This is a genomic window from Amycolatopsis thermoflava N1165 (assembly GCF_000473265.1).
GTDB lineage: Bacteria > Actinomycetota > Actinomycetes > Mycobacteriales > Pseudonocardiaceae > Amycolatopsis_E > Amycolatopsis_E thermoflava.
Genome location: NZ_KI421511.1, coordinates 2,687,570 through 2,703,117, shown reverse-complemented (window position 1 = coordinate 2,703,117; position 15,548 = coordinate 2,687,570). Strand labels below are relative to the sequence as shown.

General features: G+C 72.4%; 15 protein-coding genes. 10 read left to right on the top strand and 5 right to left on the bottom strand.

The features are described 5' to 3' along the window. Positions 1-3: 3 nt before the first annotated feature. Positions 4-999, top strand: coding sequence for a substrate-binding domain-containing protein (locus AMYTH_RS0113585; RefSeq protein WP_027930782.1), 996 nt, complete (start codon positions 4-6; stop codon positions 997-999). A 68-nt stretch (positions 1,000-1,067) separates the two neighbouring features. On the opposite strand, the gene AMYTH_RS0113580 is transcribed toward AMYTH_RS0113585, so the two are convergent. Further along, positions 1,068-2,048 (bottom strand): LacI family DNA-binding transcriptional regulator, encoded by a 981-nt coding sequence (locus AMYTH_RS0113580; protein ID WP_027930781.1) that lies wholly within the window; start codon positions 2,046-2,048, stop codon positions 1,068-1,070. A 110-nt stretch (positions 2,049-2,158) separates the two neighbouring features. Here AMYTH_RS0113580 and AMYTH_RS0113575 point away from each other — a divergent pair, with 110 nt between their 5' ends. The 6 genes from AMYTH_RS0113575 to AMYTH_RS0113550 all read left to right on the top strand — a co-directional run bounded on the left by AMYTH_RS0113575 (position 2,159) and on the right by AMYTH_RS0113550 (position 7,720). Next, positions 2,159-3,574 (top strand): L-fucose/L-arabinose isomerase family protein, encoded by a 1,416-nt coding sequence (locus AMYTH_RS0113575; protein ID WP_027930780.1) that lies wholly within the window; start codon positions 2,159-2,161, stop codon positions 3,572-3,574. After that, on the top strand, positions 3,567-5,057 hold the full coding sequence (locus AMYTH_RS0113570; protein WP_027930779.1) for an FGGY-family carbohydrate kinase: 1,491 nt from the start codon (positions 3,567-3,569) through the stop codon (positions 5,055-5,057). The genes AMYTH_RS0113575 and AMYTH_RS0113570 overlap by 8 nt, the downstream gene beginning before the upstream one ends. A 9-nt stretch (positions 5,058-5,066) precedes the next feature. Further along, positions 5,067-5,771, top strand: a complete 705-nt coding sequence (locus AMYTH_RS0113565) for an MgtC/SapB family protein (protein WP_027930778.1) — start codon at positions 5,067-5,069, stop codon at positions 5,769-5,771. A 145-nt stretch (positions 5,772-5,916) separates the two neighbouring features. Beyond that, positions 5,917-6,411 carry an MmpS family transport accessory protein gene (locus tag AMYTH_RS0113560; protein WP_228684741.1) on the top strand — a complete coding sequence of 165 codons (495 nt, stop codon included), beginning with the start codon at positions 5,917-5,919 and terminating at the stop codon, positions 6,409-6,411. 46 nt (positions 6,412-6,457) lie between these two features. After that, on the top strand, positions 6,458-7,204 hold the full coding sequence (locus tag AMYTH_RS0113555) for an ABC transporter permease (protein ID WP_027930776.1): 747 nt from the start codon (positions 6,458-6,460) through the stop codon (positions 7,202-7,204). 9 nt (positions 7,205-7,213) lie between these two features. Then, a complete protein-coding gene (locus tag AMYTH_RS0113550) occupies positions 7,214-7,720 on the top strand; it encodes a mycothiol transferase (protein ID WP_027930775.1) in 507 nt (168 codons plus the stop codon). Here the strand turns inward: AMYTH_RS0113550 and AMYTH_RS0113545 are convergent. Further along, entirely contained in the window at positions 7,717-8,364 is a 648-nt protein-coding gene (locus AMYTH_RS0113545) for a hypothetical protein (RefSeq protein WP_027930774.1), read from the bottom strand. The genes AMYTH_RS0113550 and AMYTH_RS0113545 overlap by 4 nt on opposite strands. Positions 8,365-8,626: 262 nt before the next feature. Between AMYTH_RS0113545 and AMYTH_RS0113540 the strand changes: the two genes are divergently transcribed. Then, complete coding sequence (locus tag AMYTH_RS0113540) at positions 8,627-10,813, top strand: terpene synthase family protein (protein ID WP_027930773.1); 2,187 nt, start codon at positions 8,627-8,629, stop codon at positions 10,811-10,813. Between the two features lie 201 nt (positions 10,814-11,014). On the opposite strand, the gene rnhA is transcribed toward AMYTH_RS0113540, so the two are convergent. Further along, the gene (gene rnhA / locus AMYTH_RS0113535) at positions 11,015-11,473 is read right to left on the bottom strand and encodes a ribonuclease HI (RefSeq protein ID WP_026153069.1); all 459 of its coding nucleotides are present in this window, start codon (positions 11,471-11,473) and stop codon (positions 11,015-11,017) included. Between the two features lie 122 nt (positions 11,474-11,595). On the opposite strand from rnhA, the gene AMYTH_RS0113530 reads away from it, so the two are divergent. Both AMYTH_RS0113530 and AMYTH_RS0113525 read left to right on the top strand, forming a co-directional pair. Then, positions 11,596-12,366: a hypothetical protein gene (locus AMYTH_RS0113530; RefSeq protein ID WP_027930772.1), complete on the top strand. Its 771-nt coding sequence runs from the start codon at positions 11,596-11,598 to the stop codon at positions 12,364-12,366. A 1-nt stretch (position 12,367) separates the two neighbouring features. Next, entirely contained in the window at positions 12,368-14,221 is a 1,854-nt protein-coding gene (locus AMYTH_RS0113525) for a DNA/RNA non-specific endonuclease (protein ID WP_027930771.1), read from the top strand. A gap of 18 nt (positions 14,222-14,239) precedes the next feature. On the opposite strand, the gene AMYTH_RS0113520 is transcribed toward AMYTH_RS0113525, so the two are convergent. Beyond that, positions 14,240-14,701 (bottom strand): STAS domain-containing protein, encoded by a 462-nt coding sequence (locus tag AMYTH_RS0113520; RefSeq protein WP_228684739.1) that lies wholly within the window; start codon positions 14,699-14,701, stop codon positions 14,240-14,242. A 114-nt stretch (positions 14,702-14,815) separates the two neighbouring features. After that, the gene (locus tag AMYTH_RS0113515; protein WP_027930769.1) at positions 14,816-15,496 is read right to left on the bottom strand and encodes an IclR family transcriptional regulator; all 681 of its coding nucleotides are present in this window, start codon (positions 15,494-15,496) and stop codon (positions 14,816-14,818) included. Positions 15,497-15,548: the final 52 nt, after the last annotated feature.

The following is a 15,548-nucleotide window of genomic DNA, read 5'->3' as shown; positions in this document are numbered from 1 at the left end:
ACCATGAGGAAGTCCCGTGGCCTGGCGGCGGTGGGCGCGTGCCTGCTGCTCGCGGCCTGCGGCACCACGAACGAGAACTCGGGCAGCGGCGGCGGCGCGCAGGGCGTGCCGGAGCGGTGCGGCGCCGACGGGCAGTACACGATCGGGATGAGCCAGGCCAACGTCGCCGAGCCGTACCGGCAGCGGATGGACGACGACATCCGCGCCGCGGCCGCGTCGGTGCCGCAGTTCACCGTCAACTTCGCCGACGCCGCACAGGACAACTCGAAGCAGGTCGAGCAGGTCGACAACTTCATCACCCAGCAGGTCGACCTGCTCATCATCAGCCCCAACGAGGCCACGCCGCTGACCGCGCCGGTGAAACGCGCCTACGACAAGGGGATCCCGGTGCTGGTGCTGGACCGCAAGGTCGACGGCGACGCCTACACGTCGTTCATCGGCGCGGACAACGTCGACATCGGGCGGCAGGCCGGCGAGTACTTCAAGACGACGTTGCTGCCGGACGGCGGGAAGATCGGCGAGTTGCGCGGGCTGGCCGGGTCGACCCCGGCGCGGGAACGGCACGACGGCTTCATGCAGGGCATCCAGGGTTCGAAGATCGAGATCGTGGCCGCGCAGGACGGCGACTGGCTGCGGGACAAGGGCCAGCAGCAGGCCGACGCGATCCTCAAGGCGAACCCGGACATCCAGGCGATCTACTCGCACAACGACCCGATGGGCGAGGGCGCCCGCATCGCCGCCGCGAACGCCGGGCGGCCCGACCTGCCGATCACCGGGATCGACGGGCTGCCGATCGAGTCGGGCGGGCTGAAGGCGGTCGAGGCGGGCCGCCTGTCGGCGACGTTCATCTACCCGACGGGCGGGCAGGAGGCGATCGCCGCGGCGAAGAGCATCCTGGTGGACTGCCGCCAGGTGCCGAAGACGCAGACGCTGCCGACGAAGCTGGTGACGAAGGACAACGCGGCGGCCACGTACGCCGAGCTGAACAACGGTTCCTGACCGTTTCGCGCGCCGTCCCGTCGCCCCGGCGGCGGGACGGCCCCGGATCGCCGGAAACGAACCCCCGTTCAGGCGCGGTGGCTGCTGCCCCGCTCGATGAGCTGCGCCTCCAGCGTCGTCGCGGTCGGGGGCAACGAGCCATCGGCTATCCGGGCCAGCAGCAGCCGCGCCGCTTCCGCTCCGATTTCGTACGCCGGCTGGGCCACGACCGTCAGCGGCGGGTCGATGAGCGTCGCCCAGGGGACGTCGTCGAAGGCCACCACCCCGACGTCCCGCCCCAGCCTCAGGCCGGCCGCCCGCAGCGCCTCCAGCACGCCGATCGCCATCGCGCTGTTGGCCACCAGCAGCGCGTCCGGCGGCTCCGCCTCGGCCAGCAGCGCACGCGTCGCCGCCTCGCCGCCGGACGCCCGGTACTCGGCCCGCCGCTCGCGCCGCTTCCGCCGCCCGAGCGCGTCCCGGTACCCCGCCAGCCGGTCGTCGGCCGTGCGCACCCCCGCCGGCCCGGTCACACACCCGACCCGCTGGTAACCGGCCGCCAGCAGATGCTCGGCCGCCGCCCTGGCCGCGGCCCGGCTGTCGACCAGCACCTGATCACCGGTGCCCGCGCGCAGCGGCCGGTCCACCGCGACGACCGGGGTCCCGCGCCGCAGCAGCATCTCGACCCCGGCCCACTCGTCGGTCGGCGAGATCACCACCCCGGCCACCCGCTCCTGCAGCGCCACGTCGATGTAGCGGCGCTCCTTCTCGGCGCTCTCGTCTGAATTGCACAGCACCACGGAGTAACCGGCCGTCTGCGCCACGTCCTCGACGCCGCGGGCGATCGCGGTGAAGAACGGGTTCTCCACATCGGAGATGATCAGCGCGAGCACCGCGGTCTCCTGCCTGCGCAGGTTCCGCGCGAGCCCGTTCGGCTGGTAGCCCAGCTCTTCCGCCGCCGCGCGCACCCTGGCGACCAGCGCCGGATCCACTGTGGACACGCCGTTCAGCGCCCGCGACACGGTGGCCGTGGACACCCCGGCGCGCCGCGCCACATCGCTGATGGTCGCCACCGCGACCTCCCGTCTTCCTCGCCGCTCACGCGGTGGACGGGCGGCTATTGACACCGTCCGGGGTCCAGAATAGCGTCTTGAGTAATCGATTACCCGCCCTAGGAGGCAGCGTGGCCCGCATCGGTGTGATCAGCATTTCCGACGGGCGTGACCATGTGCACGCGCGCAACGCCCGGTTCATCCAGTCCAAACAGGACGAGCTCGTGCGCTCGCTGACCGCGGCCGGGCACGACGTGGTCGCGGGGCCGGACCTGGTCGCGACCAACACGCTGGCCACGTCGGTGGCGCGGGAGGTCGCCGCCGCCGGGGTGGACGTCACGATCTTCTACTACGCGGTGTGGAGCTTTCCGCACTTCACGATGCTCGCCGCGGACGCCACGCGCAGCCCGCTGATCCTGGTCGCCAGCACCGACCCCACCGAGCCGGGGCTGGTCGGCATGCTCGCCGCCGGCGGCGCGCTGGACCAGATCGGCCGCGCCCACACCCGGATGTGGGGCGCGCCGGACGACGCGGACCTGGCCGGCCGGGTCGGCGCGCACGCGCGGGCCGCCGCCGCGGTCGCGTCGCTGCGCGGGTCCACCTTCGGCCGCTTCGGCGGCCGCCCGATGGGCATGAACACCGCGGTCGCCAACACCGACCAGTGGATGCGCCAGTTCGGCGTCGACGTCGAGGAGATCGACCAGTACGAGCTGGTGCTGCGCGCGGAGAAGGCCGACGTCGGCGAAGCGGCCAAGGCGCGCCGCTGGATCGAGGAGCACGCCGCCGGTGTCCACTACGACGGCCAGAAGCTCACGCCCGAGCTGCTGGAGCGGCAGATCCGGTCGTACCTGGCGATCCGCGACATCATCGACGAGCGCAAGCTCGACTTCTCCGGCATCAAGGGCCAGCCGGAGCTGACCGAGCACTTCGCCACGATGGACGTCACCGAGGCGTTCCTCAACGACCCCTACGACTGGAACGGCCCCAAGCCGGTGCACGTCACCGCCACCGAGGCGGACATGGACGGCGCGCTGACCATGCAGCTCATGCACAAGATCTCCGGTGACCCGGTGCTGTTCGCCGACGTGCGCCACTACCACGCCGACCGCGACATCTGGGACCTGTGCAACTCCGGCCAGCACGCCACCTGGTACGCCGCGCGCAGCGACGACCCGGCGGAGAACCTGGCGAAGGTCCACTTCTATCCGGAGGTGTTCTTCTTCCCCGCGGGTGGCGCGTCGGTCCAGCACATCGCCGCGCCAGGGCAGATGACGCTGGGGCGGCTCACCCGGCAGGCCGGGGAGTACCGTCTGCAGCTGATGCTGGGCGAGTTCGAGAACTACGACGACGAGACCAACGAGTCCCTGATGCGGCAGTCCACGCCGGAGTGGCCGCACGCGTGGGCGCGGCTGGACGCGCCCGCCGAGACGTTCCTGTCGCAGTTCGGGGCCAACCACATCCACGCCATCCCGGGCGACCGCCGCGCCGAGCTGCGGGCCGCGGCCGGCCTGCTCGGCGTCGACGTGCACGAGTGGTCCCGTGACTGATCTGCTGCTCGGCATCGACATCGGGACGTCCAGCTCGAAGGGCGTCCTGGTCACCCCCGACGGCGAGATCGTCGCCCGCGTCTCGCGGGCGCACGAGACGTCGTGCCCGCACCCGGGCTGGGTCGAGCACGACGCGGAAACCGTGTGGTGGCAGGACTTCCTCGCACTGACCCGGGAACTGGTCGCGGCGGCGGGCGATCGGAAGCCGGCCGCGCTGGCGGTGAGCGGCATCGGGCCGGTGCTGCTGCCCGCCGACTCGGACGGCAAGCCGCTGCGGCCCGCCATCCTGTACGGCGTGGACACCCGGGCGTCCCGGGAGATCGAGGAGCTGACCGCCGAACTCGGCGCGGAGTCCATTCTGGAGCGGGCCGGGACGGCGCTGTCGTCGCAGGCGGTCGGCCCGAAGTGGCGCTGGCTCGCCCGCCACGAGCCGGAGGTGTTCCGGCGCACCCGGCTGTTCTTGATGTGCAGTTCCTACCTCGTGCACCGGCTGACCGGCGAGTACGTCCTGGACCACCACTCGGCCAGCCAGTGCGACCCGATGTACGACCTGCGCGCGGGGGACTGGGCCGCGGACTGGGCGGCGCTGTGCGCGCCCGGCGTCGAGTTGCCGCGGCTGGTGTGGCCGACCGAGGTGGCCGGCGTGGTCAGCGCGGCCGCGGCGGCGGAAACCGGTCTGCCCCAAGGTCTCCCGGTCACCGCCGGGACCGTCGACGCGTGGGCCGAGGCCGCCAGCGTCGGCGTCGCCGAGCCGGGCGACACGATGGTCATGTACGGCACCACGATGTTCCTCATCCAGGTGCTGGCCGACCCGCGCCCGCACACCGGCCTGTGGACGACGTGCGGCGCCTTCCCCGGCACGTACTCGCTCGCGGCCGGAATGGCGACCTCCGGCGCGATCACCGACTGGCTGCGCCGTCTCGTCGGCGGCGACTTCGCCACGCTCGTCGACCAGGCCGCGAAGGTGCCGCCGGGCAGCCGGGGCCTGCTGATGCTGCCCTACTTCGCGGGCGAGCGCACGCCGCTGTTCGACCCGGACGCCCGCGGCGTGCTGGCGGGGCTGACCACCTCGCATGGCATCGGCGAGATCTACCGCGCTGCCCTGGAGGGCATCGCCTACGGGGTGCGGCACAACCTGGAGGCCATGCGCGACTCCGGCGGCGCGGCGGGCCGGCTGGTCGCGGTCGGCGGCGGCACGCAGGGCGGGCTGTGGACGCAGATCGTCAGCGACGTGACGGGCGCCGACCAGCAGGTGCCCGCGGAGACGATCGGCGCCGCGCTCGGCGACGCGCTGCTGGCGGCCGTCGCGATCGGCACGGAGCCGGACATCACGCGTTGGAACCCGGTGGCGAGCACGGTTCGCCCGGATCCTGCCGCGGTGGACACCTATGACCGGTTCTACGCGCGGTACCGCGAACTCTACCCCTCCACAAAGGACATAACGCACTTTCTGGCCGAGCAGCAGCGGGAGAGCGGGCACTAGCCTGGCCGGGTGTTTTCCGAACCCTCGGGCCAGGGCTGGCAGCAGGTCGGCGAACTCGTGCTCGCGCTGGTGCTGTGCTCGCTGATCGGCCTGGAACGCGAACTGAAGCAGAAGAGCGCCGGCCTGCGCACGCACACGCTGGTCGGGGTGGGCGCGGCGCTGTTCCTCCTGGTGAGCAAGTACGGCTTCACCGACGTGCTCGAGCCGGGGCGGGTCGTGCTGGACCCGTCGCGGGTGGCGGCGCAGATCGTGTCCGGGATCGGATTCATCGGCGGCGGGCTGATCTTCGTGCGGCGCGACGTGGTGCGCGGCCTGACCACCGCGGCGGTGGTGTGGATGAGCGTGGCGGTGGGCTGCGCGTGCGCCGCCGGGCTGCCGCTCCTGGCGGTGGTCGTCACCGCGGCGCACTTCGTGGTGGTCTACGGCTACCCGCCGCTGGTGCGGCTGCTGACGCGCCGGAGCCCCGCGACGACGACGGTGCGCCTGGCCTACCGGGACGGCGAGGGGGCGCTGCGGCGCATCCTCGAACTGGCGACCCGTTCCGGCTACTCGGTCCAGCAGGCCCTGACCGACCGTCGCGACTCCGGCGGCGTGATCGACCTGAGGATGCGGCTGCTCGGGCCGCGGGGCGTCGACGACCTGCTCGCGGCGCTGGCCGAGCAGCCCGGGATCCTGGCCGTGGAGACCGGCGCGATCGACGATACGAGCGAGTAGAAGTCGCAGGTCAGCGGGGTTGCACTACCCCGAGCGGGTGAAAAGCGGACGGTGGTGTTCCCGCTAGGTAACGATTCACGCTCGGCTTGCGAGGAATGGTTGACGCGCTCGGTGGAAGCGCGGTGAGCCGAGAGAAGACGACGCCATGGGTGTTGTTCCCACCGTGGGTCCCGGGCCGGGACCGCGGCGGCCGCTGGCCAGTTCGATGGCGGTGTTCGCCGCCCTCGGGGTGGTCCTGACGGTCGGCCTCACCTCGCTGCTCGTCGCCGGGCAGCGCTCCGCCGACCCGTCGGTGGGGTCGCTCAGCGGGGCCAGCGCGCCGGTCGTGGCGCCGGTCGCGCCGGTGCCGCAGGTGTCCTACGCCGTGACGTACGAGCTGACGGGCGGCGCCGGTGCGCTGAACGTGACGTACGTGGCGAAGGGCGCCGACATCGCCCAGGTCCTCGAAACGGACACGCCGTGGTCGGTGTCGATCGAGCGCACCGGGCCGCAGGGCTCGGAGCAGTACTTCAGCCTGACGGCGCAGAACGCCGGCGGCGGCACCCTGACGTGCCGCATCATCGTCGACGGGGTCGTGGTGAGCGAGCGGTCCGTGTCGGCGCCGCGGGGCATGGTGCGCTGCTCGAAGTCGCTGCCCTGACCCGTCCGCGCCGCCTCCCGCGGTCGCCGTGGGGCACGATCACCTCGTGAACGGTGCGACGCTGCAGACCGGGCCGGTGCTGGCCGTCGTCCTCGCCGCGCTCGTCGTGGTGGGCGCCCTCGCGGTGTGGCTCGGCCGGCTCGGGCCCGGGTGGGCGGTCGCCACGGCGGCCGGCCGCGCGATCGTCCAGCTGGGCGCGGTGTCGCTGCTGATCACCGCCGTGCTCCGGTCCGGCTGGCTGACCGGGCTGTTCGTGCTGCTCATGTTCACCGTCGCCGCGGTCACCTCGGCCCGCCGCGTCGGGCTCCGGCTGCGCCGCGTGCCGTGGATCGCCGTCGCCCTGGCGTGCGGTGTTCTCCCGGTGCTCGCGCTGGTGCTGGGGTCGGGTGTGGCGCCGCTGGAGCCGATCGCGGTGGTGCCGATCGCCGGCATCGTCATCGGCGGCGCCATGAGCGCGACGTCCCAGGCCGCCCGCCGCGCCCTCGACGAGCTGGCCACGCGGCACGGCGAGTACGAAGCCGCGCTCGCGCTCGGTTTCCTGCCGCGGGCGGCCGCGCTGGAGATCTGCCGTCCCAGCGCCGGGCAGGCGCTGATCCCCGCGCTCGACCAGACCCGCACGGTCGGCCTGGTGACCCTGCCCGGCGCCTACGTCGGCGTGCTGCTCGGCGGGGCCAGCCCGGTGCAGGCCGGGGTGACGCAGGTGCTGGTCCTGACCGGTCTGCTGGCGGCCGAGGCGATCGCCGTGCTCGTGGTGGTCCAGCTCGTGGCGGCGGGACTGGTCGATCGCGGTTAGCGTGGGGGCATGACTGTTGCGGACTTGGTGATCGACGGGTTCGGCCGCGTCCAGGAGGTCGTGCACGAGGCCGTCGACGGGCTGACCGAGGACCAGCTGGCCGAGCGCCTCGACGCGGACGCCAACTCGATCGCGTGGCTGGTCTGGCACCTCACGCGCGTGCAGGACGACCACATCGCGGACCTGGCAGGCACGCCGCAGGTGTGGACCGAGCAGGGGTGGCACGAGCGGTTCGGGCTGCCGTTCCGTCCGGGGGCGACGGGCTACGGGCACCGCTCCAAGGACGTCGCCGCGGTGCGCGCGGAGGCCAAACTGCTCACCGGCTACCACGACGCGGTGCACGATTCGACGGTCGCGTGGCTGGGCTCGCTGCGCGAAGACCGGCTGGACGACGTGGTCGACGAGGCGTGGGACCCGCCGGTGACCCTCGGGGTCCGGCTGGTCAGCATCCTCTCCGACGACCTCCAGCACGCCGGGCAGGCCGCGTTCATCCGCGGCGTCCTGGAGCGGCGTTAGGGCGGTGGGAACTCGGCCGCGACCTCGGCGGCGTCGTCCATCGTCGCGGGGTCCGGCCGACCGCCGCCGGGCGCGGCCTCCGCGATGACGACGAGCGAGCCGTCGCGCCGGGACCCGTAGTACCGCCCCGTGAACTCGACGCCGGTGAGGCCGAGCGCGCCGGCCGCCAGGGGCTCGACGTTGCCCGTGCCGTCGGTGTCGGCGAGCTCCTTGAGGTCGGCCGCGGTGCCCGCGCTGGGCATGCGCACCCACGCGATCGACACGACGACGGTGTTGCCGCGCGTGTCCCCGATCGCGAGGAGGAGCCGGTCCAGCTTGCGGCACGGGTGCGTCCGGAAGAACTGCTGGACCTGGCCGTAGGATTGGGCGCCGCAGGTCGTCGCGGCGTGAGCGGTCTGCCGCAGCTGGCGCAGGCCGATGCGGTTCCAGGCCTCGCCGCGCTGTCCCTTGCGGGCGGCGTCCTTGCCGGCCGACTTGCCGTGGGCGGAGGTGGCGGAACCGCCGGTGACGCCGCCGCCCGTGGTCAGTCCGGCCCCGCCCGCTGTCAGCGCACCCACCGCCACGGCCGCGACGATCGCCTTGCCGCCCTTCTTGGGGCGGTCCTCCCCGAAGGGGCGCTTCTTGCCGTTGATCGTGCGGACCATGGCCGGAATAGTCGCCGTTTCACCCCATTGGTTTCATCGGTTGCGGTGAAATCGCTCGAACGGCCCAGTCCCGAATTCTGGCGAGATTTCAAATGCTCCCAGTATTCCGAGAAGAACCGCTGGTCGTGACTGACAAAACCGGCACTGTCCGAAAAGGACACCGAGGCCACTGAGGGTGTTCTCGCCGGTTCATCCGAACAGGACCCCGGGTCGCTCGCCTGGCCGTTGCCGCCACCCGATCACCGATGGCACCGTCGAAGACATGCAGGCCTTCACTCTGCCCGAGTTCTACGTCCCCCATCCGGCCAGGATCAACCCGAACCTGGAGGGCACCCGCGCGCACAGCATGGACTGGGCGCGTCGCATGGGCATGCTCGACGCGGCCAAGCCCGGCGGGGGTGTGGTGTGGACCGAGGCGGCGCTGGCCGAGATGGACTACGCCCTCATGTGCGCCTACACGCACCCGGACTGCGAGGGCCCGGCCCTCGACCTGATCACCGACTGGTACGTCTGGGTGTTCTTCTTCGACGACCACTTCCTCGAACAGTTCAAGTACTCCCGCGACATGGCTGGCGCGAAGGAGTACCTGGACCGCCTCGAGCTGTTCATGACCGCGCCCGGCCAGGAGCCGCCGGAGCCGGCGAACCCCGCCGAGGCCGGGCTGAAGGACCTGTGGGAGCGCACGATCCCGGCGATGTCGGAGGGGTGGCGGCGGCGGTTCACCCTGAGCACCCACAACCTGATGGTCGAGTCGATGTGGGAACTGGCGAACATCGACCTGGGCCGCGTCGCCAACCCCATCGAGTACATCCAGATGCGGCGGCGGGTCGGCGGGGCGCCGTGGTCGGCGAACCTGGTCGAGTACGCCGTGCGGGCCGAGGTGCCCGACCGGTTGTCGGCGACGCGGCCCGTCGAGGTCCTGTCCGACACGTTCGCCGACGCCGTGCACCTGCGCAACGACCTGTTCTCCTACCAGCGCGAGGTGCAGGAGGAGGGCGAGAACTCCAACGCCGTGCTGGTGCTCGAACGGTTCCTCGGCTGTTCCACCCAGGAGGCGGCCGAGCTGGTCAACGACCTCCTGACGTCCCGGCTGCAGCAGTTCGAGGACACCGCCTTGGTCGACGTGCCCGCGCTGCTGGCCGAGCACGCGGCCCTGCCGCACGAGCAGATCGCCGTCGGGGCGTACGTCAAGGGACTGCAGGACTGGCAGTCCGGCGGTCACGAGTGGCACGCGCGGTCCAGCCGCTACATGAACGAGGGCGCGGCCGGCGGCGGCTCCAGCCGGCTCACGGCCGGACCGGTCCTGCGCACCCGCACGCAGCAGCGTGACCACGTGCCGTTCACGAAGGTCGGGCACCTGCCGCTGCCGGAGATCTACATGCCGTACGCGTTCCGCACGAGCCCGCACCTGGACGAGGCGCGCGAGCACAACGCGCAGTGGTGCCGGGAAATGGGTTTCTACGATTCCGTGCCGGGTGTGGAGGCCGGCGGGGTGTGGGACGAGGAACGGCTGCGGGGGATCGACCTGGCGCACTGCGCGTCGATGATCCACGCGGACGCCGATCCGGACGAGCTGCACCTGTCCACGGCGTGGCTGGCGTGGGGCACCTACGGCGACGACTACTTCCCGGCGGTGTTCGGCGCGGGCCGCAACGTGCCCGCCGCGAAGGTGACCAACGACCGGCTGTCGCTGTTCATGCCACTGGACGCGGGGGAGACGCCGGAGCCGCTGACCCCGCTCGAGCGCGGCCTGCAGGACCTGTGGCGGCGCACGGCGACCCCGCTGAGCGGCGACGCGCGGCGGGTGTTCCGGAAGGCGGTCGAGGACATGACCGCGAGCTGGGTGTGGGAGCTGGCCAACCAGGCGCAGAACCGCATCCCGGACCCGATCGACTACGTCGAGATGCGGCGGCGCACGTTCGGCTCGGACATGACGATGAGCCTGGCCAGGATCACGCACCTGACCGAGGTGCCGCCGGAGCTGTTCGGCACGAGGACGCTGCGTGAGCTGGAGACCGCGGCGCAGGACTACGCGTGCTTCGCGAACGACCTGTTCTCCTACCAGAAGGAGATCGAGTTCGAGGGCGAGCTGCACAACATGGTGCTGGTCGTGGAACACTTCCTCGGCCTGGACCGGCTCGCCGCGCGGGACGTGGTGAACGACCTGATGACGGCACGGATGGGACAGTTCGAGCACATCCTCGCCACGGACCTGCCACAGCTCTTCGAGGACGCCGAACTGGACCAGCCCGCCCGCGACGCGCTCCTCCGCCACGCCGACGAGCTGAAGGACTGGATGTCCGGCATCCTCGAGTGGCACCGCCAGTGCGTGCGCTACACCGAGCCGGAGCTGAAGCGCCTGACCACTCCCGCGGCGCCGGCGTTTCCCGCCGGGCTCGGCATGTCGGCCCTCCGGCTGGCCGACCGTTTCCGGGCCGCCTCGGCCTGAGGAACCGCGCGGGCCGGGGGCGCGGGTCAGCGGCGGCTGCCGGGTTCAGGCCGGGGCGACCAGGCGCCGAGGGCGGACCCAGCCGCCGCGCCTGGCGCGGCGGGGGGCAGTGGCGAGCAGCTTCCGTCCGGGAGATCGTGGCGGTGAGGAAGTCACCCCTGCCGGGAGACCACTCCCGGGGAAATCACCCCCGCCGGAAGATCACCCGCGCCCGGCGGCTTCCTTCGCGCCTCGCACGGCGAGCTTGTCGGCTCGTTCGTTCTCGGGGTGTCCGGCGTGCCCCTTGACCCAGTGCCACTGCACCTCGTGGGCGCCGATCGCCGCGTCGAGGCGTTGCCACAGGTCCGCGTTCTTCACCGGCTCGCGGCTCGCCGTCTGCCAGCCGTTCGTCTTCCAGCGCGGCATCCACTGCGTCACGCCGTTGCGGACGTAGCTCGAGTCCGTGTACACCCGCACCACCGAGGGCCGCGTCAGCGCCTCCAGCGCGCGGATCGGCGCCATCAGCTCCATGCGGTTGTTCGTCGTCGTGCCGGGTTCGCCGCCGTAGAGCTCCTTCTCGTGCCGCCCGTAGCGCAGCACCGCGCCCCAGCCGCCCGGCCCGGGGTTCCCGCTGCACGCGCCGTCGGTGTAGATGTCCACGACCGGCCCGTCCTCCTGCACGCGCGGAAGCGTAGCAGCGGCAACGAATCGTTCACCCCACGGCCACACCGGATCAAGTAACTTCCGCGCCCCGGCCGCGACTCCAGGAGGAGGCCCTCCGGACTCACCCGCGGGAGTGGATCATGCGTTACCGTCCCATCGGCAGCGATCCCCTGGACGGGCGGCTCGGCCGCTACATCCCGGACGACTGGCGCCACCTGGAGAACTACCCGATCACGGCGCTGCCGGAGGTGGACCGCCCCAGCGCCGTGCCCGTGGTGATCGGCGTCAACTGGTACGAGGCGTTCGACGAGCCGGAGCGCGACGAGCGGTCCGGCGAGTTCTTCATCGGCCACCGGGGCGACCTCGGCCGGATCCGCGGCGGGCACTGCGTCTGCCTGGAACCGGGCGGCGACCCGGACACGGACGACTGGTACCGCTTCTACGACCAGGGCCACGAGGGCGCCTGCGTCGGTTTCGGCTGGTCGCGCTGCATGACCCTGCTGAACAAGGGCCTGTACGCCGCGCGCTGGCTGTGGGACCGCGCCAAGGAACGCGACGAGTGGCCGCAGACCAACCCCGGCGACGACGAGGGCACCTCCGTCCGTGCCGCCGCCGAAGTGCTCGTCGCCGCAGGCCACGTCGACTGGCGGGAGGACTTCGCCGGGGACGACTCGGGCGAGCGCGCCGGGTACGAGCCGGACGTGGCGGACGGGATCCTCGCGTTCCGCTGGGCGACCTCCGCCGCGGACGTGCACCAGGTGCTCGCCAACTCGAGCGCCGACGAACTGAACGCCGTGCCGATCCTCAACTCGTGGGGCGACAACTACCCGCACCGGGTGTGGCTGCCCGACGAAGTCCTCGACCGGCTCATCGGCGAGGACGGCGAAGTCGCGATCCCCACGGACCGCTGACATGACGTCCTACCCGGACCGCGACGCGGTCGAGAAGCGCGTGCACGAGCGCGAGGACGAACGCCTGCGCAAGATCGCCATCCTGGCCGAGCCGTTCGGGCTCGCGAAGGCCGACGACCCCGGCCGGGTCGCCACCCGCATCGACCGGCTGAGCCGCTCCCGCCCGGACGTCCGCCCGGTCGACCCGGTAGCCATCGCGGAGGGGCAGGAGGACGCGCTGCGCGACGCGGGCACCGTGCTGGAGCGGATCATCCGCACCGACGACCTGCTCGGCGTCGGCTACCTCGAAGGCGGGGTGCGCGCGGCGAAGGCGGTGGGCCGCATCTCCATCCGCGACGACCGCGGCCGCCTGCGCGGCTACGGCACCGGGTCGCTGGTGTCGGCGGAGCTGCTGCTCACCAACCACCACGTCCTCGCCGACGCCGCGACCGCCGCGTGCAGCGTCGTCGAGTTCGACTACCAGGACGGCGCCGACGGCCTGCCGCTGCCGGTGCGGCTGCTCGCGCTGGACCCGGCGCGGTTCTTCGCGGCCGACCAGGGCCTGGACTTCGCGCTCGTCGCGGTCCGGGCCACCGCCGCGGAGCTGGCGCCGTTCGGGTTCAACCGGCTGGTCGAGGCCGAGGGCAAGGCGATCGTCGGCGACTTCGTGACGATCGTGCAGCACCCGAACGGCGAGCGGAAGCAGATCGCGTTGCGGGAGAACAGGATCGTCGACGTGCTGGAGCGTTTCCTGCACTACGAGACCGACACCGAACCGGGCTCGTCGGGCTCGCCGGTCTTCAACGACCAGTGGGAGATCGTGGCGTTGCACCACGCCAGCGTCCCCGCGCCGGAGAAGGGCGAACTGGGCGGCGTCGTCAACGAGGGGGTGCGGGTCAGCCGCCTGCTGGCCGCCCTGCGCGTCCGCACGTTCCCGCCCGAGCAGCAGGCCCTGCTGGCCGGCGTGTTCGGCGAGCCCTCGCCGGTGGTCGCCGCCCCCGTCACCGAGGCCATCCGCATCGACCCGGACTACGGCAACCGGGCCGGTTACGACCCGGATTTCCTGGCCGGTCACCGGGTTCCGCTGCCCGAGCTGTCACCGGACCTGGTGCCGCTGGCCGCGGTGAACCGGCAGGCCACGAGCGAACCGAAGCACGTGCTGCCCTACCACCACTTCAGCGTGGTGCTGAACAAGCAGCGCAGGCTCGCGTTCTTCACCGCGGTCAACATCGACGGCGCGACGAGCGTCCGGTTGCGCCGCGAGAAGGACAAGTGGTCGCTGGACCCGCGGGTGCCGGAGGAGGAGCAGACCGGTGAGCCGGTCTACGCGGACAACCCGCTCGACCGCGGGCACCTCGTGCGCCGGCTCGATCCGGCGTGGGGACCGTCGCGGGAAGCGGCGAAGTCGGCCAACGACGACACCTTCCACTTCACCAACTGCACGCCGCAGCACGAGGACTTCAACCAGAACCGCACGACGTGGGCGGGGCTGGAGGACTACGTGCTGGAAAACGCCGACAACCGGGACCTGCGGGTCAGCGTCGTCACCGGCCCGGTGTTCGCCGCCGACGACGACCAGTACCGGGGCGTGCAGCTGCCGCGGCAGTTCTTCAAGGTGGTGGCGATGGTCCGGCAGGACGGCAGCCTGTCGGCCACCGGCTATCTGCTCAGCCAGGAACAGCTGCTGCAGGGCCTGGAGGTCGCGGCCGCCGAGTTCTCCTACGGCGCCTACCGCACGTTCCAGGTGCCGGTCCGGCGCATCGAGGACCTGACCGGGCTGTCGTTCGGCCCGCTCGGCGACGCGGATCCCCTGGGGCAGCAGGAATCGGCGACGACCGCGAAGGAGGTCGGCGGGCCGGCGGACCTGGTCCTCTAGGGCGTCACGCCCGCGGCGTCACCAGGGCGCCCGCCCGACGTTCTGCTCCGCGACGTGCCGCAGCGCGATGTCCTCGGCGGGCTCGTCGGCGGCGGGCAGGCTGTGCAGCATCCCCGCCGCGCGCAGCGCGCGTTCGACCGGGCGGGCGCCGGTGCCGGTGACCCGCAGGGCGGCGCCGCGGCGCGCGGCGGCCTGCTGGGTCTCCACGAGCACCGTCAGCCCGGCCGTGCCGAGGAAGGTGACCTCGGACAGGTCCAGCACCAGCAGCGTCACCGGGCCGCGCAAGCGGTGACCGATGACCTGGGACAGTTCGGGGGCGGCGGCCAGGTCGACGTCGCCGCCGACCTCGACGAGCAGGGTGTGCGGCGCGGGCTGGGAGACCTCGACCGTGAACGCGCCGGCGTCCGGGGGCTGGATCGATCGCGGAACCGGGATGGCCCCCTGCGTGACCGGGGCGGGGCGGGTTTCCGGAGGAGCCATGAGCACGGCCTCCACACTGCGCGGCAAGCGCCTGTCGGATACGTCATGACGGCTACCTGCTCAACCGCAGGCCCGATGCTACCCCCGGGCCACCACTTCTGCGAGGCGCCCAGGTCAGCGGCCGGCGAGCTGGGTGGCCGCGGCGTGCAGGCCGGTCAGCGCGGCCTCCTCGTCCAGGCGACCGGGGACGAACAGCACGCACGCGCTCGCCACCCGCCCGGCCCGCAGCGCGACGGGCACCGCGAGCGCGCCGATGCCGGGCAGCACCTCGCCGGTGGTGCGCACGTGGCCCAGCTCGCGGGCCAGGGTGACCTCGGGTCGTTCGTTCGGGCGCGGTGGCAGCGCGGCGAGCAGGGCGAGGCCGGGCGCGCCGCGGGTGATCGGGTGGCGCACACCCGGCCGGTAGGACACCGGGCCTGCCGCGGCCGGTGGTTCGACGGTGACCAGCGTGAGCGCCTCCTCGCCGTGGGGGACGGCGAGGAACGCGACGGTCCCGGTGGCCTCGGCGACCGGCGTGAGCGCGGAGTGCGCCAGCGACTGCAGGTCCGAACGCACGGCCGAGGCGACGGTGAGCACGGCCAGGCCCACCTCGTAGCGGCCCGCCGGGTCGCGCTGCAGGTAACCGTGCGCCTCCAGCGTGCACAGGACGCGGTAGGCGATCGACCGGTGCAGGCCGGTGACCTCCGCGATCGTCGCCGTCGTGCACGGGGCGTGTTCGGCGACGGCCTCCAGCACGGCAAGCCCCCGTTCGAGTGTTTGCAGTCCCGCGCCGCCGACGACCTTGCCTTCTGCCATGCCGCCCTCGTACTGTTCTCTCAGAAATAGAACTCTCTGCTCGATAATAGAG